19 protein-coding genes are annotated in these 20,471 nt (G+C 72.9%); 8 read left to right on the forward strand and 11 right to left on the reverse strand.

What is annotated here, in order from left to right; translation table 11 throughout:
* Window positions 1–93: 93 nt before the first annotated feature.
* The 3 genes from ACTJK8_RS14795 (at window position 94) to der (ending at window position 2,913) form a co-directional block, all read left to right on the forward strand.
* Window positions 94–705 (forward strand): NnrU family protein, encoded by a 612-nt coding sequence (locus tag ACTJK8_RS14795; RefSeq protein WP_024829078.1) that lies wholly within the window; start codon window positions 94–96, stop codon window positions 703–705.
* Window positions 706–822: 117 nt separating this feature from the next.
* Window positions 823–1,533 carry a tetratricopeptide repeat protein gene (locus tag ACTJK8_RS14800; RefSeq protein WP_024829077.1) on the forward strand — a complete coding sequence of 237 codons (711 nt, stop codon included), beginning with the start codon at window positions 823–825 and terminating at the stop codon, window positions 1,531–1,533.
* A 30-nt stretch (window positions 1,534–1,563) separates the two neighbouring features.
* Window positions 1,564–2,913: a ribosome biogenesis GTPase Der gene (gene der, locus ACTJK8_RS14805; RefSeq protein ID WP_059410007.1), complete on the forward strand. Its 1,350-nt coding sequence runs from the start codon at window positions 1,564–1,566 to the stop codon at window positions 2,911–2,913.
* A 51-nt stretch (window positions 2,914–2,964) separates the two neighbouring features.
* Here the strand turns inward: der and ACTJK8_RS14810 are convergent, their stop codons facing one another.
* The 5 genes from ACTJK8_RS14810 to ACTJK8_RS14830 all read right to left on the reverse strand — a co-directional run bounded on the left by ACTJK8_RS14810 (window position 2,965) and on the right by ACTJK8_RS14830 (window position 7,648).
* Window positions 2,965–4,083 (reverse strand): carboxylate-amine ligase, encoded by a 1,119-nt coding sequence (locus ACTJK8_RS14810; RefSeq protein ID WP_053620813.1) that lies wholly within the window; start codon window positions 4,081–4,083, stop codon window positions 2,965–2,967.
* Between the two features lie 61 nt (window positions 4,084–4,144).
* A complete protein-coding gene (locus ACTJK8_RS14815) occupies window positions 4,145–4,555 on the reverse strand; it encodes a dihydrofolate reductase (RefSeq protein WP_024829075.1) in 411 nt (136 codons plus the stop codon).
* Window positions 4,556–4,618: 63 nt separating this feature from the next.
* On the reverse strand, window positions 4,619–5,368 hold the full coding sequence (locus tag ACTJK8_RS14820; protein WP_012320824.1) for an SDR family NAD(P)-dependent oxidoreductase: 750 nt from the start codon (window positions 5,366–5,368) through the stop codon (window positions 4,619–4,621).
* A gap of 64 nt (window positions 5,369–5,432) precedes the next feature.
* Window positions 5,433–6,908 carry an amidophosphoribosyltransferase gene (purF, locus tag ACTJK8_RS14825; RefSeq protein WP_012320825.1) on the reverse strand — a complete coding sequence of 492 codons (1,476 nt, stop codon included), beginning with the start codon at window positions 6,906–6,908 and terminating at the stop codon, window positions 5,433–5,435.
* 131 nt (window positions 6,909–7,039) lie between these two features.
* A complete protein-coding gene (locus tag ACTJK8_RS14830) occupies window positions 7,040–7,648 on the reverse strand; it encodes a CvpA family protein (protein ID WP_012320826.1) in 609 nt (202 codons plus the stop codon).
* Between the two features lie 253 nt (window positions 7,649–7,901).
* Between ACTJK8_RS14830 and alr the strand changes: the two genes are divergently transcribed.
* Window positions 7,902–9,011, forward strand: coding sequence for an alanine racemase (alr, locus tag ACTJK8_RS14835; RefSeq protein WP_440762113.1), 1,110 nt, complete (start codon window positions 7,902–7,904; stop codon window positions 9,009–9,011).
* Between the two features lie 46 nt (window positions 9,012–9,057).
* Window positions 9,058–10,494 carry a DNA repair protein RadA gene (gene radA / locus ACTJK8_RS14840; protein ID WP_012320828.1) on the forward strand — a complete coding sequence of 479 codons (1,437 nt, stop codon included), beginning with the start codon at window positions 9,058–9,060 and terminating at the stop codon, window positions 10,492–10,494.
* Window positions 10,495–10,602: 108 nt separating this feature from the next.
* On the opposite strand, the gene moaA is transcribed toward radA, so the two are convergent.
* On the reverse strand, window positions 10,603–11,655 hold the full coding sequence (gene moaA / locus ACTJK8_RS14845) for a GTP 3',8-cyclase MoaA (RefSeq protein ID WP_012320829.1): 1,053 nt from the start codon (window positions 11,653–11,655) through the stop codon (window positions 10,603–10,605).
* 81 nt (window positions 11,656–11,736) lie between these two features.
* On the opposite strand from moaA, the gene ACTJK8_RS14850 reads away from it, so the two are divergent.
* Complete coding sequence (locus tag ACTJK8_RS14850; RefSeq protein ID WP_012320830.1) at window positions 11,737–12,159, forward strand: gamma-butyrobetaine hydroxylase-like domain-containing protein; 423 nt, start codon at window positions 11,737–11,739, stop codon at window positions 12,157–12,159.
* Between the two features lie 207 nt (window positions 12,160–12,366).
* Complete coding sequence (locus ACTJK8_RS14855) at window positions 12,367–12,693, forward strand: cupin domain-containing protein (RefSeq protein ID WP_012320831.1); 327 nt, start codon at window positions 12,367–12,369, stop codon at window positions 12,691–12,693.
* A gap of 52 nt (window positions 12,694–12,745) precedes the next feature.
* On the opposite strand, the gene ACTJK8_RS14860 is transcribed toward ACTJK8_RS14855, so the two are convergent.
* Entirely contained in the window at window positions 12,746–13,411 is a 666-nt protein-coding gene (locus ACTJK8_RS14860; RefSeq protein ID WP_012320832.1) for a L,D-transpeptidase, read from the reverse strand.
* Between the two features lie 295 nt (window positions 13,412–13,706).
* On the reverse strand, window positions 13,707–15,635 hold the full coding sequence (mdoH, locus tag ACTJK8_RS14865) for a glucans biosynthesis glucosyltransferase MdoH (RefSeq protein WP_440762114.1): 1,929 nt from the start codon (window positions 15,633–15,635) through the stop codon (window positions 13,707–13,709).
* A gap of 271 nt (window positions 15,636–15,906) precedes the next feature.
* On the opposite strand from mdoH, the gene ACTJK8_RS14870 reads away from it, so the two are divergent.
* Entirely contained in the window at window positions 15,907–17,421 is a 1,515-nt protein-coding gene (locus ACTJK8_RS14870) for a glucan biosynthesis protein (protein WP_029360709.1), read from the forward strand.
* Window positions 17,422–17,465: 44 nt separating this feature from the next.
* Here ACTJK8_RS14870 and ACTJK8_RS14875 read toward each other — a convergent pair whose 3' ends face one another.
* The 3 genes from ACTJK8_RS14875 to ACTJK8_RS14885 all read right to left on the reverse strand — a co-directional run bounded on the left by ACTJK8_RS14875 (window position 17,466) and on the right by ACTJK8_RS14885 (window position 20,314).
* On the reverse strand, window positions 17,466–17,666 hold the full coding sequence (locus tag ACTJK8_RS14875) for a hypothetical protein (RefSeq protein WP_024829070.1): 201 nt from the start codon (window positions 17,664–17,666) through the stop codon (window positions 17,466–17,468).
* Window positions 17,667–17,788: 122 nt separating this feature from the next.
* Complete coding sequence (gene zwf, locus ACTJK8_RS14880) at window positions 17,789–19,261, reverse strand: glucose-6-phosphate dehydrogenase (RefSeq protein ID WP_012320836.1); 1,473 nt, start codon at window positions 19,259–19,261, stop codon at window positions 17,789–17,791.
* Between the two features lie 210 nt (window positions 19,262–19,471).
* Window positions 19,472–20,314, reverse strand: a complete 843-nt coding sequence (locus tag ACTJK8_RS14885) for an SDR family NAD(P)-dependent oxidoreductase (RefSeq protein ID WP_024829069.1) — start codon at window positions 20,312–20,314, stop codon at window positions 19,472–19,474.
* Window positions 20,315–20,471 lie beyond the last annotated feature (157 nt).

Raw genomic sequence — 20,471 nt, forward strand, 5'->3', positions numbered from 1 at the left:
CCGCGCCTGGACAAACAGGCGGAGATTCGCTTGAGAACCATTACAGAGTGCTTGCCGCCGACCGGACCCGCGCGGCCCGACCGAAAGTCATCCATGGTTCTCCTGATCCTCGGGCTGGTGCTGTTCCTCGGCACGCACGCCTTCTCGATGGCCCGCACCCGGCGCGCCGCGATCGTCGGCCGGATCGGCGAGGGCCGCTACAAGCTCGGCTACACCGCCCTGTCGCTGCTCGGGCTCGTGCTGATCGGGATCGGCTTCCACGACTATCGGCTCGCCGGCTACATCCCGGTCTGGGACCCGCCCGTCTGGACGCGCCACCTCGCCCTGACGCTGGTCTGGCTCGCCTTCGTGTGCCTCGCGGCCGCCTACCTGCCGGGCCATATCCGCGCCAAGGCCAAGCACCCGATGCTGCTCGCCGTGAAGATCTGGGCGACGGCGCACCTGCTCGCCAACGGCGATCTCGGCTCCATGCTCCTGTTCGGCGGCTTCCTCGCCTGGGCGGTGACCGCCCGGATCAGCGCCAAGCGCCGGGGCCTCGCCCCCGGGGCGGTCGCGGCCCAGCACGGCGGTCCGGCGGCGGCGCCCCTGGGCTGGCGCAACGACGTCCTGGCCCTGGTGATCGGCACGGCCGCGTGGTTCGTCTTCGCCCGCTACCTGCACTACCCGGTGATCGGCGTGCCGGTCTGGCCGGGCAGCGCGGCCTGAGCCGGCACCCGCGGCGGCACCTGAGACATGGCCTGTCGCCAACCCGGCGCCCGTGTGTTAGGCGCGGGGCCCGAACGAGACGAGGTGGTCCGCTGAAATCATGCGGGCCGGGATAGAATGGCCGAGAACAACGAGTTCCTTCGCGAGGTCGACGAGGATTACCGCCGCGACCGGATCCTCCAGATCTGGAAGCGCTACAGCGGCGTGATCATCGCGCTCGCCGTGCTCGTGGTGGCGGGTGTGGCGGGCTGGCGCTACTGGCAGGCCCAGCAGCGCGCGGCGGCCGAGGTCGCCTCGGTGCAGTTCGACGACGCCAACCGCCTCGCCAAGGACGGCAAGGTCGCGGAGGCCGACAAGGCCTTCGAGACGCTGGAGGCGCAGGGCCCGGCGGGCTACCGCCTGCTCGCCCGGTTCCGGGCGGCGGCCGAGACCGGCAAGCGCGATCCGGCGGCCGGGGCGGCGGAGTTCGACAAGCTCGCCGACGATACCGGCCTCGGCGACGGCCTGCGCGACCTCGCGCGCCTGCGCGCCGCGCTGCTGCGCCTCGACGGGCCGAACCCGGACCCGGCGCTCGCCAACCTCCAGGGCCTCGCCGCCGGGACGCCGTTCCGCCACACCGCCCGCGAGATGCTGGGCCTCGCCGCCCTGAAGAAGGGCGATTACGAGGACGCCAGCCGCTGGTTCGACCAGATCGTGGCCGATCCCGACACGCCGCGGAACCTGCGCGAGCGGATCGAGGTCTACGCGGCGATCGTCGCGGGCGGTCCCGTGACGGTGACCGCCGCCAAGCCCGAGCCCGCCGCGCCGCCCCCGCCGATCACGCGCTGATCCTTCGTCCGGACTGTTTCGAGAACCACCATGGATATGCCGACCGTCGCGATCGTCGGGAGGCCGAACGTCGGCAAGTCGACCCTGTTCAACCGCCTCGTGGGCAAGAAGCTCGCGCTGGTCGACGACCGCCCGGGCGTGACCCGCGACCGGCGCGAGGGCGACGTCGCGTTCGGCGGCCTCGAGTTCCGGGTGATCGACACCGCCGGCCTGGAAGAGGCCGACGCCGCGAGCCTCACCGGCCGGATGCGCATGCAGACCGAGGCGGCGATCCTCGCCGCCGACGTGGTGCTGTTCGTGATCGACGCCCGCGCCGGCGTGCTGCCGGCCGACCAGCCCTTCGCCGAGCTGGTGCGCCGCGCCGGCTGCCCGGTGATCCTGATCGCCAACAAGGCCGAGGGCGGCGCCGGCCTCGCCGGGGCCTACGAGGCCTTCACCCTCGGGCTCGGCGACCCGATCCCGTTCTCCGCCGAGCACGGCGAGGGTCTGGGCGAGCTGCACGAGGCGCTCAAGGGCGCCCTGCCCCAGCGCGACGCGGACGAGGATCCGGACGACGACGCCCCCGGCGGCCGGGCCCTGAAGGTCGCGATCGTCGGCCGCCCGAATGCCGGCAAGTCGACCCTGATCAACCGCATGCTCGGCGAGGACCGGCTGCTCGTCGGCCCCGAGGCCGGCATCACCCGGGACTCGATCTCCCTGGACTGGGAGTGGCGCGGGCGGCGGATCAAGCTGCACGACACGGCCGGGATGCGCCGCCGCGCCCGGATCGACGACAAGCTGGAGAAGCTCGCGGTCTCGGACGGGTTGCGCGCCGTGCGCTTCGCCGAGGTCGTGGTGGTGCTCCTCGACGCGACGATCCCGTTCGAGAAGCAGGACCTGACGATCGTCGACCTCGTCGAGAGCGAGGGCCGCGCCCTGGTGATCGGCCTCAACAAGTGGGACCTGGTCGCCGACCAGCCGGGCCTGCTCAAGCAGCTCCGCGAGGATTGCACGCGCCTGCTGCCGCAGGTGCGCGGCGTCGCGGTCGTGCCGCTCTCCGGCCTCGCCGGCGACGGCGTCGACAAGCTGATGCAGGCGGTGGTGCAGGCCGCCGAGGTCTGGGACCGGCGCGTCTCCACCTCGCGCATCAACGACTGGCTGAACGAGGCGACCTCCCGCAACCCGCCCCCCGCGGTATCGGGGCGGCGGATCAAGATCCGCTACGCCACCCAGGTGAAGAGCCGGCCGCCCCACTTCGCGCTGTTCGGCAATCAGCTCAACGCCCTGCCGAAATCCTACACGCGCTACCTCGTGAACGGCCTGCGCGAGGCGTTCGACCTGCCGGGCACGCCGATCCGCCTGTCCCTGCGGACCTCGCAGAACCCGTTCGACAAGGGCTGATCCAACCTCCGCTCGTGATGACGGAGGCGATGCGGCAGCCCTGCGCAGCCCTCAGCGCGCCGCGTCGGCGATCCAGTCCACCGCGGCCGCCAGCGCGGCGCGCTCGTCCTGACCCGCGGTGAGCGCGGCCTCGTAGGCCGCGACCTGCCCGTCGGCGCTGGTCCCCTCGGCCACGATCGCCCGGGCGCGGGCCACGTCCGCCGCGCAGCCGAGGGCGTCCGCGTCCTCGGCGACGAGCGTGAGCATCGCCTCCAGCGCCTCGGCGAACGGCACGGCCTCGCCGCGCGCCTCGTCGATCAGGGACGCGGCCACGCCGCTGTGCTGGGCGCGCCAGAGGTTCTCCGAGGCCAGCGCCCGCGAGACGCCGTCGAGGCCGGCGTGGAGCTCCGGCCGGCGCACGCACAGGCGCACGAGGCAGCGGAACAGGGCGGCGATGCAGAGCGAATCGTCGAGGCGCGTGCAGGCGTCGGCGATGCGCAGCTCCAGCGTCGGGAACTTGATGGAGGGGCGCAGCGACCACCACAGGAAGCTCGCGTCCGCGATCGCGCCCGACCGGGTCATGATGGCGACGAACCGCGCGTGGGCGGCGGCGTCGGCGAAGAGTTCCGGCAGGCCGGTGCGCGGCAATTCCCCGAAGACGCTGAGCCGGTAGGCCCGCAGGCCCGTCGCCTCGCCCTGCCAGAACGGCGAGGAGGCCGACAGCGCGAGCAGCAGCGGCTGGAACGGCAGCAGCCGGTTCATCAGGTCGACGCGGGCCTCGGGGTCCGGCACCTCGACGTGGACGTGCATCCCGCAGATCAGCGCCCGCCGCGCCGCGATGCCGACATCCGACAGGATGCCCTTGTAGCGCGCGCCGTCGGTGGCGGTCTGGCGCGACCAGCGGGCGAGGGGGTGCGTGCCGCAGGCCAGCAGCCGCAGGCCGCTCTCGGCGGCGATGCCGGCGAGCTGCCGCCGCTGGCCGCCGAGATTCTCCCGGGCGGCCGCCGCGTCGGTGAGCGGCGGCGTGCAGAGCTCGACCTGCGCGGCGACCAGCTCGCGGCCCGTCTCGGGCAGCTCCGCCTCCACCCGCGCGTGGAACGCGGCGAGGTCGCCCCGCGGCGTCCCGCGGGTCTCGGCATCGGCCAGGAAGTACTCCTCCTCGATGCCGAAGCGGTAGCTCGGGGCGCTCATCGTGGTCTCCGGAAAACGCGACGCGTGCGCGCCAACGCGCCGGATTGCAGGAAGGTGCCGCTCAGGGCGTCCGCAGCGGCCCGCCGACCAGCCAGGCCGGGTCGAACCAGCGGTCGGCCTCGCCGTCGTAGGGCAGGCGCGTGATGTCCCAGTGCTGGATGTACCGCGCGTAGACGTTCCACACCGCGATCCCGCCGCCGACGAAGATCCGCCGCCCGGGATAGCGCTTGAGCACCGCCTCCGGATCCTCGTGGCTGCGGATCACGTCGATGGTGCGGTCCTTGAAGGCGAATTCGGGCACCGAGGCCACCGTCTTCGGCCCGGCGATCAGCACGTGGCCCATGGTGAGGGCGAAGAAGCGCGTCACGTCCTCCACGAAGAGCGGGTCGGTGTTGCCCTCCCAGGGCAGGTGGCCGTTGAGGCCGAGCTGGCCCCGCAGGCCGATCGCGCAGATGCAGCGGACGTCGATCATCGCAAATCCCAAACCTGGCGGGCTCCGCCCGCCACCCGCCGGGGCCGCAGGCCCCGGACCCCTTTACTCGGGCGCGCGGAAACGCAGCACCCGGTCGGTGGGAAAATCGTAGAGCTTCCCGGTCTCGGCCCAGTCCGGCGCGGCGAGCCGCACGAAATGGGGGGCGAGGTCCTCGGGCGTCCGGAGGGTCTCGGGGTCCTCGCCCGGCATGGCCGAGCGGCGCATGCCGGTCCGCAGGGGGCCCGGATTGAGCAGCATGGCCCGGATCGCCGTGGTCTCGTTCTCGGCCGCGTAGGTCCGCACCAGGGCCTCCAGCGCCGCCTTGGAGACCGAGTAGGGTCCCCAGTAGGGCCGGCATTTCGAGGCCGCTCCCGACGAGACGAAGATCGCGCGGCCCGCGTCCGACATGCGCAGCAGCGGGTCGAGGGAGCGGATGAGGCGCCAGTTGGCGGTGACGTTCACGTCCATCACCTGCCCCCAGATCTTCGGGGTGATGTGGCCGATCGGCATGAGCGCGCCCAGGATCCCGGCATTGGCGACCAGGATGTCGAGGCGTTTCCAGCGCTCGTTGATCGCCGCGCCGAGGCGGTCGATCGCGTCGTAATCGGCGAGGTCGAACGGCACGAGGGTGGCGCTGGAGCCGGCGGCGCGGATCGCGTCGTCGAGCTCCTCCAGGGCGCCCACGGTCCGGGCCACCGCGATGACGTGCGCGCCGGCCCCGGCCAAAGCCAGGGCGGCGGCGCGCCCGATGCCGCGCGATGCGCCGGTGACGACCGCGACGCGGCCTTCCAGGGTTCTCTGAGACTCAGCCATGGCGAGGACCTAGCGCATTTCCGCGCACAGGGGATGCCCGTTCGCGCGCAACGGCCGGATCCTGTCAGTCGGCCTCGGCCAGCATGGCGAAGCGCTTCGGGCCGGCGATGGACAGGTCGGTCAGGCCGGTCGGGTAGTCGCCCGTGAAGCAGTGGTCGGTGTATTGCGGGCAGGCCGCGTTCCGCGCCTCCTCGCCCATCGCCCGGTAGAGGCCGGGGATCGACAGGAAGGCCAGCGAATCGGCGCCGATATACTTGCGCATGGCCTCGAGATCGTGGGTCGCGGCGAGCAGCTTCTCCCGCTCGGGCGTGTCGATCCCGTAGAAGTCCGGGTAGGTGATCGGCGGCGACGCGATCCGGAAATGGACCTCCGCGGCGCCGGCCTCGCGCATCATCCGGACGATCTTCACCGAGGTCGTGCCGCGCACGAGGCTGTCGTCCACGAGGACGATGCTCTTGCCCTCGATCGCCGCGCGGTTGGCCGAGTGCTTCATGCGCACGCCGAGCTCGCGCACCGACTGGGTCGGCTGGATGAAGGTCCGGCCGACGTAGTGGTTGCGGATGATCCCCATCTCGAACGGGATCCCGGTCTCCTGCGAGAAGCCGAGCGCCGCCGGCACGCCGGAATCCGGCACCGGCACGACGATGTCGGCCGCGACCGAGGCCTCGCGGGCGAGCTCCCGGCCGATCGCCTTGCGCACCGCGTAGACGCTCTTGCCGTTCACCACCGAATCCGGCCGGGCGAAGTAGATGTACTCGAAGATGCAGGGCCGCATCGGCACGGCGTCGGCGAAGCGGATCGACTCGATCCCCTCCTCGGAGATCACCACGATCTCGCCGTTCTCGATGTCGCGCACGAACCGGGCGCCGATGATGTCGAGGGCGCAGGTCTCGGAGGCCAGCATGTAGCGGCCGTCGAGCTCGCCCAGCACCAGCGGGCGGATGCCCAGCGGGTCGCGGGCGCCGATCAGCTTCTTGTTGGTCAGCGCCACGATCGCGTAGGCGCCCTGGATCGCCTGCAGGGCGTCGATGAAGCGCTCGATGATCCGGGGCTTCCGCGAGCGGGCCGCGAGGTGCAGGATCACCTCGGTGTCGGAGGTCGACTGCGTGATCGCGCCGTCGCGCACGAGGTCGCGGCGGATCGACAGGGCGTTGGTGAGGTTGCCGTTGTGGGCGACCGCGAGGCCGCCGCTGGCGAGCTCCGCGAAGAGCGGCTGGACGTTGCGCAGGATCGTGCCGCCGGTGGTCGAGTAGCGCACGTGGCCGATGGCGGCGCGGCCCTTGAGGCGGGCGATCGTGTCGCCGTCCGAGAAGGAATCGCCCACGAGGCCGGGGCGGCGCTCGGAATGGAACACCGAGCCGTCGAACGAGACGATGCCGGCCGCCTCCTGGCCCCGGTGCTGCAGGGCGTGGAGGCCCAGCGCGACGATCGCCGAGGCGTCCGGATGGCCGAAGATGCCGAAGACCCCGCATTCCTCGCGCAGCGTGTCGCCGTCGAGATCGAGATCGAAGGTGTCGGTGGAGGCGGCGGCGTGTGACATGGGGCTGTCGATCACTCACAGATCCCGGCGGCGACGGGCCGGCGCGCCGGTCGTCGCGGAAGCAATCCGTACACCACCGGAACCGCTATCTAGGCGTTCCGCGCGATGAGACCTACGGCGAATACCGCAGATCAGCGTCGCGTCGGGGTCGGCGCGGTCTCGGTCCGGCGCTGCGGCGCCGCGTCGGTCTCGGCCGGGGCGTCGGCGGACTCGTTGGGCGGCGCGCCGGTCTTCGGCTTCTTGAACTGCTTGAGGAAGCCTTCCGGATTCTCCGGCAGCTGCGCCACCAGGGCGTCGCCGGACTTCTCCAGCATCGGGCGCGTGCGGGCCTGGGCGGCCCAGTCCGGCACCTTGCCCTGCACCAGCCAGGACAGGAACACCCAGCCGATCACGCAGATCAGGAAGCCGCGGGCCGCGCCGAACAGGAAGCCGAGGGAGCGGTCGACCGCGCCGATCCGCGAGTCGAGCACGACGTCGGAGATCTTCACCGTGATGATCGACACGACGATCAGGGTGCCGAGGAAGATCGCCGCGATCGAGGCGACGAGCGCCACGGTGTCGCTGTTCACGTGCTGCTTCACGGTCGGCAGCAGCATGGGATGCAGCGTCCACGCGACGGCGGCGGCCGCCACCCAGGCGACGATCGCCAGGACCTCGCGGGTCACACCACGCACGGCCGCGAGCAGCGCGGAGACCGCGACGATGCCGAGCACGGCGAGATCCAGAACGGTAAACGGCATCGTTGAGCTTTTTGGTACCCGCGGGGATAGCGCGTCGGCCGTGCGGCTCCCCCGGACCGCGCTGGATTTATACCAAGCCCGACCTCGGCCGTCACCCTGGCGTGCCCGCCTGATCACGCGGCTGTGCCGTCCGTGCATCAGCCGCGCCGCGCGCCGGGGCGCGTCCGGTGTTAACGACGGCCCGTGCTGCCCCCGGGCGCCGTCCGGATGCTATGGGTCCGGCCTGTGCTTCCGCGACCCCGGTGGCGAACAGATGGAGGCGGTCTGCGTGGCCGAGACCGGACCTGTGACGGAGATCGGCGCTCACGGCGCCCGGCTCACGATCGACCTCGGAGCGATCGCCGCCAACTGGCGGATCCTGGCCGCCCGCGGTGCCGGCGCCGACTGCGCCGCCGTGGTGAAGGCCGACGCCTACGGTTGCGGCATCGGCCGGGTCGGACCGGCCCTGTGGGCCGCGGGCTGCCGGACCTTCTTCGTCGCGCACCTGTCCGAGGGCGTCGCCGCCCGGGCCGCCCTGCCGGAGGCCGCGATCTACGTGCTGAACGGCCTGCCCTTGGGCGCCGCGGCGGCCTTCGCGGCCCACGGTCTGCGCCCGGTGCTCGGCAGCACCGAGGAGCTGTCGGACTGGGCGGCGTTCGCGGGGAACCGCCCGCCCGCGGCGCTCCACGTCGATTCCGGCATGAACCGGCTCGGCCTGTCGGTGCCCGAGGCGCTGGATCTCGCCGGGGACGCGCGGATCGCGGAGGCCGGGATCGACCTCCTCCTCAGCCACTTCGTCAGCGCCGAGACGCCGGACGACCCGGTCAACGCCCGGCAGATCGCCGATTTCGCTCGGGTTCGGGCCGCCTATCCCGGACTCCGGGCCTCGCTGGCGAACTCGTCGGGAATCTTCCTCGACGGGGCCCGGCACGACCTCCTGCGGCCGGGCTACGCCCTGTTCGGCGGCAACCCGACGCCGGGCGCCGCGAACCCGATGCGGCCGGTGGTGCGGCTGGAGGCGACGATCGCGCAGGTGCGCGGCGTCGCGGCCGGCGCCACCGCGGGCTATAACGGCCGCTGGACCGCCACCGCGCCCAGCCGCCTGGCGACGCTCTCGCTCGGTTACGCCGACGGCTTCCCCCGGTCGATCAGCGGGCGCGGCCAGGCGCTGGTCGGGGGCGTCCCGTGCCCGATCCTGGGCTCCGTCTCGATGGACCTGATCATCCTCGACGTCACGGCGGCGCCCGCGGCCCGGCGCGGCGCCGCCGCGGTACTGATCGGCGACCGCCTCGACATCGACACGGTCGGTCGCGCCGCCGGCACGATCGGCTACGAGATCCTCACGGGACTGGGTTCTCGTTATGTTCGAACCTATGTAGGGTAGCTCCCTCCCCTGACCGGAAGGCCGGACGGCCGGCGCGCGGACTCGAATGGCCAAGATCCACCAGACCTTCGTCTGCCAGTCCTGCGGGGCGGTCTACAACCGCTGGCGCGGGCGCTGCGAGGCCTGCAACGGCTGGAACACGATCGTCGAGGAGGCGCCCTCGGCCCCCGGCCAGTCGGGTCCCGCCGCGACCCGGCCGTCGCGCAACCGCGGCCGGGTCTTTCCCCTCGAGGGCCTGATCGGCGAGGCCAAGGAGGCGCCGCGCATCCCCTCGGGGATCGGCGAGCTCGACCGGGTGACCGGCGGCGGCTTCGTGCGCGGTTCGGTGATCCTGCTCGGCGGCGATCCCGGCATCGGCAAGTCGACCCTGCTGATGCAGGCCTCCGCCGCCATGGCGGGCACGGGCGAGCGGGTCGCCTACATCTCGGGCGAGGAGGCGGTCGGGCAGGTGCGCCTGCGGGCCGAGCGGCTGGGCCTGAGCGCCCGCCCGGTCCAGCTCGCCGCCGAGACCAACGTCGAGGACATCGTCGAGACCCTGAGCCAGGGGCGCCCGCCCGCGCTGGCGATCATCGACTCGATCCAGACCATGTGGACCGAGACGGTGGAATCCGCCCCCGGCACGGTCACGCAGGTGCGCTCCTCGGCCCAGGCGCTGATCCGCTTCGCCAAGACCACCGGCACGGCGGTGATCCTGGTCGGCCACGTCACCAAAGACGGGCAGATCGCCGGCCCCCGGGTGGTGGAGCACATGGTCGACGCGGTCGCCTCCTTCGAGGGCGACCAGGGCCACCATTTCCGCATCCTGCGCGCCGTGAAGAACCGGTTCGGGCCGACCGACGAGATCGGCGTGTTCGAGATGACCGATTCGGGGCTCAGCGAGGTGCCGAACCCGTCGGCGCTGTTCCTGGCCGGCCGCGACCATCAGGCGGCGGGCACCGCGGTCTTCGCCGGGATGGAGGGGACGCGGCCGCTCCTGGTGGAGATCCAGGCGCTCGTCGCCCCCTCCTCTCTCGGCATGCCCCGGCGCGCCGTGGTCGGCTGGGACCCGAACCGGCTGTCGATGGTGCTCGCCGTGCTGGAGGCCCACGGCGGCATCCGGCTCGGGAGCCACGACGTCTACCTGAACGTGGCGGGGGGCCTGCGCATCACCGAGCCGGCGGCGGACCTCGCGGTGGCGGCCGCCCTGGTCTCGTCGCTGTCGGGGGCCGTGCTGCCGCCCGAGACGGTCTATTTCGGCGAGATCGGCCTGTCGGGGGCGATCCGGCCCGTGGCGCAGGCGGGCTCCCGGCTGAAGGAGGCGCAGAAGCTCGGCTTCGCCAAGGCGCTGATCCCGCAGGGCCGCGGCGAGGGCGAGAAGGCGCTGGCGGTCGAGACGCTGCGCCACATCGCCGACCTGGTGGCGGGGATCAGCGCGGGCGCGCCGCGGCGGGGCTCCGGCCAGCGCGGGCGGCAGCCGGCCCGCTACGCCGACGAGGAGATGTGAGCGCGTCCGTCTTTGCCAGCGCAGCGAAGCGACCCAGGGATGCGCTACGCCCGTAAGGGACCGCTGCCCTGGATTGCTTCGCCGCGCTCGCAGGGACAGTCGAGGCGCCTACCCCCCCGTCACGCTCATGTGCCGCGGCACGGCGGCCGGGCGCTGGCGCTCGATGACGAAGTCGTGGCCCTTGGGCTTGCGGGTGATCGCCTCGACCACCGCCGCGGCCAGCACCGAATCGTCCTGGGAGGCGCGCAGAACCGCGCGCAGGTCGGCCGAATCCTCCTGGCCCAGGCACATGTAGAGCTGGCCCGTGCAGGTCAGGCGGACCCGGTTGCAGCTCTCGCAGAAATTGTGGGTCAGCGGTGTGATGAAGCCGAGCTTGCCCCCGGTCTCCTCGACGCGGACGTAGCGCGCCGGGCCGCCGGTGCGGTCGGGGAGGGGTGTGAGGGTGTAGCGGGTCTCCAGCCGCTGCCGGGCGACCGACAGGGGCAGGAACTGGTCGGTCCGGTCCGCCTCGATCTCGCCGAGCGGCATGACCTCGATCAGCGTCATGTCCATGCCGAGCCCGTGGGCCCAGGCGATCATGTCGGGGATCTCGTCGGCGTTGACGTCGCGCAGCGCCACCGCGTTGATCTTCACCTTCATCCCGGCGGCGCGGGCCGCCGCGATGCCGTCGAGCACCACCTTGAGGTCGCCGCGGCGGGTGATCTCCCGGAACTTGTCCGGGTCGAGGGTGTCGAGCGAGACGTTGATCCGGCGCACGCCGAGGCTCGCCAGCTCGTCGGCGTAGCGCGTGAGCTGCGTGCCGTTGGTGGTGAGCGTCAGCTCCTCCAGCGCCCCCGAATCGAGGTGGCGCGAGAGCCGGCGGAACAGGTGCATGATGTCGCGGCGCACGAGCGGCTCGCCGCCGGTGATCCGGAGCTTGCGCACGCCGCGGGCGATGAACACGCCGCAGAGCCGGTCCAGTTCCTCCAGGGTCAGCAGGTCGCGCTTGGGCAGGAACTCCATGTGCTCGGACATGCAGTAGGCGCAGCGCAGGTCGCAGCGATCCGTCACCGAGATGCGCAGGTACGAGATCGCCCGCTGGAACGGGTCGATCAGCGGCGCCGGCCCGGCGGGGGCATCGACCGCGGACGCCTGTGGCGTCAGGGAGCTGTCATCGAGCATCGTCCGGCATATGATGCCACCGGCGGTCGCGGGCAAGCAGGTCCCGCGCCGCAGCCCCAGATTGCGTGAGGAGTGTGGCCCGTGACCGAGGATCTGTGGCCGACCGAGATCCGCCTGTCGGCCGACCGGCGGGTGCTCAACGTCGCCTTCGAGGACGGGGCGCGCTACGCCCTCCCGGCCGAGTACCTGCGGGTGTCGAGCCCCTCGGCCGAGGTCCAGGGCCACTCGCCGCTGGAGCGGAAGGTGATCGGCGGCAAGCGCGCCGTGGCCATCCTGGCGGTGGAGCCGGTCGGCAACTACGCGGTGAAGCTCGGCTTCGACGACATGCACGACACCGGCATCTACGGCTGGGGCTATCTGCACACCCTCGGCCGCGAGTACGAGAGCCGCTGGAACACCTATCTCGGCGAGCTCGCCGAGCGGGGGCTGGACCGTGAGACCGCGCGCACCGCCCCGGTGAAGCAGGGCGGGGGTTGCGGGTCGGGCTCGTGCGGCTGCCACTGAGGGCAGGCGCTCCAGCTTAGTCCGGCCCCGAGCCTCGTGATCGCGCGCGGAGCGAAGCGACCCGGCGGCGCCACGATCTCGGAGGTCGCGCGTCCCCGGCTCGCTTCGCTGCGCTCGCGACGACGGCGCGGGTCGAATCGCGGCGTGGAGGCCGGAGGCTTGCATCCCGTCGCGCGGGCATCTGCGCCCGCCTATCTTGGAGCCGCCATGGCCTTCGCCTGCACCATCCCCGCCACGCCCACCGTCCAGCAGGACGATGCCGCCGTGCGCATCACGCGCTGGGACTTCCCGCCCGGCGGCGTGACCGGCTGGCACGAGCACGGCTGGCCGTATTTCGTGGTGATGCTGGTGGACGGGATCCTGCGCGTCCACGACGGCGCGGCGGTCAGCGAGACGGCGCTCGCGGCCGGGCAATCCTACATGCGTCCCGCGGGCATCCGGCACGACGTGATGAACGGGTCCGACCACCCGATCGCGTTCATCGAGATCGAGGTGAAGCGCCCGGACGCCCTGGTCACGCTGCCGGCGGCCTGAACGCGGAAGGGCCGGCCTCGCGGCCGGCCCTTCCCCCGGAAGCCCCGGACAATCAGCGCTGGACGATGACCTTCGTGCCGACCTTGGCGCGAGTGTACAGGTCCGTCACGTCGTCGTTGGTCATGCGGATGCAGCCCGACGAGACGGCCGTGCCGATCGTCTCCGGCTCGTTGGAGCCGTGGATGCGGTAGATCGAGCCGCCGAGATACATGGCGCGGGCGCCGAGCGGGTTCTCGAGACCGCCCTTCATGTAGCGCGGCAGGTCGGGCCGGCGCTTCAGCATGGTCGCCGGCGGGCGCCAATCCGGCCACTCGCGCTTCATCGTGATGGTCTGCACGCCGCCCCAGGTGAAGCCCGGCCGGCCGACGCCGACGCCGTAGCGCAGGGCCTGACCGCCGCCCAGCACGTAGTAGAGCCGCCGCTCGGCGGTGGAGACGACGATCGTGCCGGCGCCGTAGGGACCGTTATAGGCCACCGTCTCGCGCGGGATCGCCGACATCTGCGGCACCGCCGCGTCGGCGTTCAGCGGGTCGGCGGGGTTCAGCGCGGCGTTGGCCACCGGCACCGCGACGGTCTCGACGGCCTGCGGGCGGACGCGAACGGTGAGCGCGTCGTTCAGCGGCTGGCGGGTCAGCGGGTCGATCTCGTAGGCCAGAGCCGGCGCGGCGCAGGCGGCCGCGCCGAGAAGCCCGATCAGGGCGGGGAGAAAACGACGCATCAAAGCCTCTCGGGGCAGGCGCGGACTATGGCGGGAACGCGGCGAAGACCGCGGCACGATGCCGTGCCGATCCTCGCCAAGGGGTAAACGCTCGCGCCTCAAATCCAAGCCAGAAACCGCCCCGCCCGGGCGGTTCCGCCCGCCCGTGACTCGATGGCAACACTGTGGCAGCTTGGCCGTAAGAACCGGGATGACAGGCTCGGGTCTAGACCCTCGCCGCCCGGATCCGCGGCCGGTTCCGGGGGCGGCGCGGAGGCCGTCCCGCACCGCCCCGGACAGTCGACGCGGAGCCGCGTCAGGCCTCGTCGGCGGCGAGCCAGATGGCCGGCTCGCGCGGGACCGGGCGGAGCGGGGCCGGCGCGGCGGGCAGGCCGCGCAGCTGGGCGAGTTCGGCGAGTTCCGGCGCCTGCGCGGTGTCGTCGGCGTTCAGGAACAGGCCCCGGGCACGGGCGGCGCGGCCGAGATCGGCCCGGCTGGTCCAGACGCTCTGGGCCGGGCTCGTGAGCAGCGCCAGGGCGACCGGCGCCAGCCAGAGGGCGAGCCACGGGCTCCCGACGAGGACCAGGGCGAACACCATCAGCGCGCCGACCACCACGGCGTCGGCCTGGAGCCGGAAGGCCTCCGCCCAGGACACCTGCCGGTCGTCCCGGTCCTGCGTCTCCCAGCGGACCACCCGGCCGAAGAAGGTCGAGACCACGGCGCCGGCAGTGAACAGCGTCAGGACCGGCCACAGGACCACCCACACCGCCTGCTCCAGGGCGGCGCTCGCGAGCAGCGCCCGCGTGCCGCCGAAGGCGGCCCGGCGCTCGGCGGAGGCGAGGACGTGGCCGAGGCTCAGGAGCTTCGGCAGCGCCAGCACGGCGACGCTGAGGGCGGCGAGCGCGTGGGCGGCGGCGCCCTGCCCGGTCAGGCCGTAGGCCAGGAGGCCCAGATCGCCGGTCCGGGCGGCCTGCCACGCGGCGAGCCCCAGGAAGGCGATCCAGAGGGGGAGCACCCCGTAGGAGAGGATCCCGACGAGGAGGTGCCAGCGGCTCGCCGCGCTCAGGCCGGCCCAGGGCAGCACCCGCAGGTGCTGGAGATTGCCCTGGCACCAGCGGCGCTCGCGGCCGAGCAGGTCGACGAGGTTGGTGGGCATCTCCTCCCAGGTGCCGCCCATCTCGGGCAGCAGCCGCACCTCCCAGCCGGCGCGCACCATCAGCGCGCCCTCGACGATGTCGTGGCACAGGATCTCGCCGCCGAGCGGCTCCCGGCCCGGGAGCTTCGGGAGCTGCGCGTTCTCCGCGAAGGCCTCGACCCGCAGGATCGCGTTGTGGCCCCAGTAGCTGCCCTCGGGACCCTGCCAGGTCTCCAGGCAGCGCAGGGCCAGCGGCGCGTAGAGCCGGACGGCGAATTGCTGGATGCGGGCGAAGAGCGTGTCCCGGCCGGCGGCGTACGAGACGGTCTGGATCAGGCCGGTGCGCGGGCTCGCCTGCATCAGCCCGACGAGCCGGCCCATGGCCGCGCCGGTCATCAGGCTGTCGGCGTCCAGCACGATCATGAACGCGTACTCGCCGCCGTAGGTGCGGCAGAACTCGCCGATGTTGCCGGCCTTGCGGCCGACATTCTCCGTCCGGCGCCGGTAGCGGATCCGCGGCAGCGCCGGGTCGGACGCCGCCCAGGCCTGGATGCGGGCGTACTCGTGCTCCTCGACGGCGGCGATGGCGCCGTCCCGGGTGTCGGAGAGGACGAAGATGTCGATGCCCCGCGCCTCGGCGCGGGCGAGCGACCGCGCCATCACCCGCAGGCGGGCGAAGACCGCGACCGCGTCCTCGGCGTGGATCGCCACCACGGCGGCGGTGCGTCCCGCCTCGGCCGGCACGGCGGCCGCCTGCTCCGCGCGGCGCTCCAGCGCGGATTTCGCCCGGTCCCCCAGGAGGGCCGCGACGAACCCGTAGACGTACTGGCAGGCGACGAAGGCCTGCCAGCCCATCACCAGGGCGAACAGCACCAGGACCGCCCAGGCCAGCGGGCTGGCGCCCGCCGGGTAGGCGAGCGCGGCGAGCCACGCGAGGCCGCCCGCGGCGGCGAGGCTCGGGACGGCCAGGGCGAGGCGACGGGCGCGCAGGGCGCCGCGGGGTGCGCCGGTCCAGACCTCGCGACAGGATGCGCTCTCCGACGGATCGGGTATGGCGGGAGCCGCGTTCCGGTGCGACCGCTCGGCGGAGGAGGTGACGCGTGACGACATGGCGCGAGGAACTCGACCGTGGAAGGCTGCCGGCCGCCCGGCCGTCCGGGGCCGGGAACCGATGACCGTGGATACCGATGTGCGGGGCGAGGATACGGAGCCGACCCGGCAGCCCAGGCCGCCGGAAGCCGAACGGATCAATCCCCCCTCCCGACGCCGCGTTCTTCGAACAGTCGTGGCCGCGGCTGCCGGCACGGTTCTACCTAGCGCGACTGATCTGAATGGGTCCAGAACGTGGGCCGGGCCGGCGCTTCAGCCGCAGGGCGACGCGATGACCTTCGAGACGCTCTCGGCCGAGGCGGCGCGCCGCGCCGCCGCGCCCTACGCCGCACCGCCCGAGGATCTGCCGCCGGCGCTCGCTGCCCTCGATTACGACGGCTACCGGGCGATCACCTTCCGGCCGGCCGCGAGCCTGCGGCTCGGCGCGCATTTCAGCGCGCAGCTGTTCCACCGCGGCTTCCTGCAGCGCAGGCGCGTGGCGCTCCACCTCCAGCCGCTCCGGGGGCCCGCGCGCCCGATCCCCTACGACACGCAGCTGTTCGACCTGGGCACCCGGCTCGCCGGCCAGAGCTTCCCGGCGGATCTCGGCTTCGCGGGCTTCCGCCTGCACTACGCCTTCCCGGGCACCCCGGCCTGGCGGCCGAAGGGCTTCCAGGAGGAGTTCCTCGTCTTCCTGGGCGCCTCCTACTTCCGCCTGCGCGCGGCCAACCAGGAATACGGGCTCTCGGCCCGGGGCCTCGCCATCGGCACCGGCGCGCCGGAGGGCGAGGAATTTCCCGACTTCGTCGCGCACTGGATCTGCGAGCCGGAGCCGGAGGCGCGCACGCTCACGGTGCTCTCGCTCCTCGACAGCCCGAGCGTGGCCGGCGCCTACCGGTTCGAGATCGCGCCCGGCGATCCGGCCCGGATCGCCGTCACCGCGGCGCTCCACCCGCGCCGGGCGCTCCCGAAGCTCGGGCTGGCGCCGCTCACCAGCATGTTCCTCTTCGGCCAGAACGGGCCCGGGGCGCGGGGCGCGAAGCCCTTCGACGATTTCCGGCCGCAGGTGCACGATTCCGACGGCCTCTGCGTCGCGGCCGGGGCCGACCCGGCGCGGCTCGACCGGATCTGGCGGCCCCTGGTCAACGGGCGCGCGCAGCCGCAGATCTCCGCCTTCGCGGCCCGGCCGCTCGCCGGCTTCGGGCTGCTGCAGCGGGAGCGGAGCTTCGCGGCCTACCTCGACGTGGAGGCGCGCCACGAGGCGCGGCCGGGCCTGTGGGTGGCGCCGGATCCTGCCGGGGGCGCCTTCGCGGACGGCGCCGTGCAGCTGTTCGAGATCCCGTCGGGCGAGGAGTACATGGACAACATCGTGGCGGCCTTCGTGCCGGCCGCCCCGGCGCGGCCCGGCGCGCCGCTGCACGTCAGCTACGGGCTGACCACGGTGGGGGCGGAGCCGGTGGCGGCGATCCCGGAGGCCGCCCTCGCCCGGGTGACGTCGACGCGGCTCGGCTCGGCGGAGCGCCTGCGCCCGTCGAACCCGCCCGACCCGCGGCGGCGGCTCTGCGTCATCGACTTCGAGGGTCCGGGCCTGCCGCGGGGTCCCGACGACGCGGTCGCCGCGGAGGTCTCGGCCAGCGCCGGGACGATGCACGAGCCGGTCGCCAACTTCGTGCCGCAGACCGGCGGCTGGCGGATCTACGTCGAGTGGCGCCCGCCGGAGCCGGTGCCGCCGGGCGACGTCGTGCTGCGCGCCCGGCTGGTCCGCGGGACCGTCCCCCTCAGCGAGACCTGGGACGCGGCCGTCTAGGTACCGGGATCGCGCCGCGGCGGCGCCGGACGGTTCGGGCCCGTTCAGGCGGTCCGGCGCTCCCGCTCCAGGCGCCGGGCCAGGCGGGTGGCGCCGTAGACCTCGCTCAGGCGGCGGCGGGCCGCGGAGACCGGCGGGGCCTGCCGCTCGTCATGGGCGGCCGCGATGACGCGCAGGGCGGCGGCGACCGAACGCTCCAGGCGACGCTCGGCCTGGCCGGCCGCGTCCCGATGATTGTCGAGCATGTGATGATCCCTCGTGCAGCGCCGTCTCCACCCTCTGACGGGGCAGTATCCGGCAGCGCAGACAGATTTCACATCTGGCTTGACCGTATCAAGGCAGCTTGGCCGTGAGCCGCGGTTCTTCGTTACCGCAGCTCCTCGTGCCAGGTCCGGCCGTCGCGCTCGATCAGCGCGATGGCGGCGGTCGGCCCCCAGCTGCCGGCCGGGTAGGGCCGCGGCGCCTCGGGCCGGTCGGCCCAGGCCTTGAGCACGCCGTCCGCCCAGGCCCAGGCGGCCTCGACCTCGTCGCGGCGCATGAACAGCGTCGCGTTGCCGCGGACCACGTCCATCAGCAGGCGCTCGTAGGCGTCGGGGTAGCGCTGCTTGAAGGTCTCCTCGAAGGAGATGTCGAGGTCGGTCGGGCGCAGGCGCAGGCCGCCGGGACCGGGATCCTTGGTCATCACCTCGAGCTTCATGCCCTCCTGCGGCTGCAGGCGGATCACGAGTCGGTTCGGCTCGCGGCCGAAGGCCTCCTCGGGGAAGATCGAGAAGGGCGAGGCGCGGAACTGCACCACGATCTCGGAGAGCTTCTGGGGCAGGCGCTTGCCGGTGCGCAGGTAGAACGGCACCCCGGCCCAGCGCCCCGACTGGATCTCGACCTTCATGGCCACGAAGGTCTCGGTCCGGCTCTCGTGGCCGAGCTCGGCGAGGTAGCCCTCGACCGGCTTGCCGTCGACGGCGCCCGCCACGTACTGGCCGCGCACCGTGACGCTCTGGATGTCGTGCGTGGTGATCGGCTTGAGGGCGCGCAGCACCTTCAGCTTCTCGTCGCGGACCGAGTTCGCCTCGAGATTGAGCGGGCTCTCCATGGCGGTCAGGCAGAGGAGCTGCAGGATGTGGTTCTGCAGCATGTCGCGCATCGCGCCCGACGTGTCGTAGTAGCCGGCCCGGCCCTCGACCCCCACCGTCTCGGCGACGGTGATCTGGACGTGGTCGATCACGTCCGAGGTCCAGAGCCGCTCGAAGATCGTGTTGGCGAAGCGGAGCGAGAGCAGGTTCTGGACCGTCTCCTTGCCGAGATAGTGGTCGATGCGGAAGATCTGCGATTCGGGGAAGACCTCGCCGACCGCGTCGTTGATCGCCCGGGCCGATTTCAGGTCCTTGCCGATCGGCTTCTCCAGCACGACGCGGGACTTCTCGCCGACGAGCCCGTGGGCGGCGAGGTTGCGGCAGATCGAGCCGTAGAGGTCGGGCGAGGTGGCGAGGTAGTAGGGCCGGACCTGGTCGGGCCGCTCGTCGAGCTTGGCGACGAGGTCGGTCCAGCCGCTGTCGCCGGCCCCGTCCACCGCGACGTAGTCGACGTGGTCGAGGAAGCGCCCGAGCACATCGTCGGTCAGGTCGGCGGCCGGCACGAATCGCTTGAGGGCGTCGCGGGCGTGCTCGCGGAAGGCGTCGAGGGACAGCTCCGACCGCGAGGCGCCGATGATCCGGCTGGTCTCGGGGATCTGGCCGTCGCGGAAACGGTAGAACAGCGCCGGCAGCAGCTTCCGCGCGGTCAGATCGCCGGTCGCGCCGAACACGACGCAGTCGAAGGAAGCGACGGGGATGATCGTGGCCAAGGGCGGCTCCCGGATGTCGTGCGCTGATCTCGTGCGGCGGCTGCGTCGCACTGACCTAGCCCGTGTGCAAGGGCTTCGCCAGACGAGGGGCGCAGGCCAGCGCTGTCCGGTTCAGGGGGCCGCCGGGACAGGTCCGGGCAAGCCCACGCTGCCACGCTCCGTCCTTGCGAGCGCAGCGAAGCAACCCAGGGCAGCGCGAGGCCGCGTGGGTCACCCCTCCATGTACCGCTTGAACGCCTCGGCGTAGTCCGGATGCCAGCGCGAGAGGGCGGGCCGGTTCTCGACGATGTCGCCGGACGCCCAGGCGATCCGCTTCTGATCCTGCGCCCGCGTGGTCTCGTTGTCCGGGCAGAGGATGTAGAAATCGCCGACGGCGAGCCGCTCCAGCAGGAAGGCCACGGTCTCGTCGGGCGTCCAGGCGCCGGCGGGCTTCTCGGCGACGCCGCGGGCCTTCGTGAGGCCCGTGTAGACGAAGCCCGGGATCAGCAGGTGGGCCGTGGTGTGGCAGCCCTCCCGGTTGCGCAGCTCGTGGGCGAGCGCCTCGGTGACCGCCTTCACGCCCGCCTTCGAGACGTTGTAGGGCGCGTTGCCCGGCGGGGTGGTGATGCCCTGCTTCGAGCCCGTGACGACGATCGCGCCGGGCCTGCCGCCCGCGATCATGCCGGGCGCGAAGGCGTGGATGCCGTTGACCACGCCACCGAGATTCGTGCCCAGGATCCGCGCCCAGGTGTCGGCGTCGGAGAACAGCTTTCCGCCGGCCTCGATCCCGGCATTCAGCATCACCAGGGCGGGCGGCCCGCCCTTGGCGACGGCGGCCGCCAGGGCCTCGACGGCGCCGCGGTCCGACACGTCGGTGGGCACGGCGCGCACCTCGACGGCGGCGAGTTCGGCGACGGCGGCTCGGGCCGCGTCCAGGGCCGGGCCCGGCAGGTCGGCGAGCCAGACGTTCATGCCGGCCCGGGCGAAGGCCTGCGCGGCGGCGAGGCCGATGCCGCTCGCAGCCCCGGTGACGACCGCGTTGCGACCGGGGCTGATCGCGGGGTGCTGGCTCATGACGGATCCTGGGCTGACGGGCGTCCATCAGATGGGGCGCCCCCGCGAGGAAGGCGAGATCGCGTCCCGATCCTGGCCCCGGCCCCGGCAGTACCAGCGGATCGCCGCCCCGGCGGCGTCTGCTAGGGTGGCGGGCCCCCCTGCGGAACGAAGCACC

It is taken from the genome of Methylobacterium sp. 22177 (genome assembly GCF_052045615.1).
Taxonomy (GTDB): domain Bacteria; phylum Pseudomonadota; class Alphaproteobacteria; order Rhizobiales; family Beijerinckiaceae; genus Methylobacterium; species Methylobacterium radiotolerans.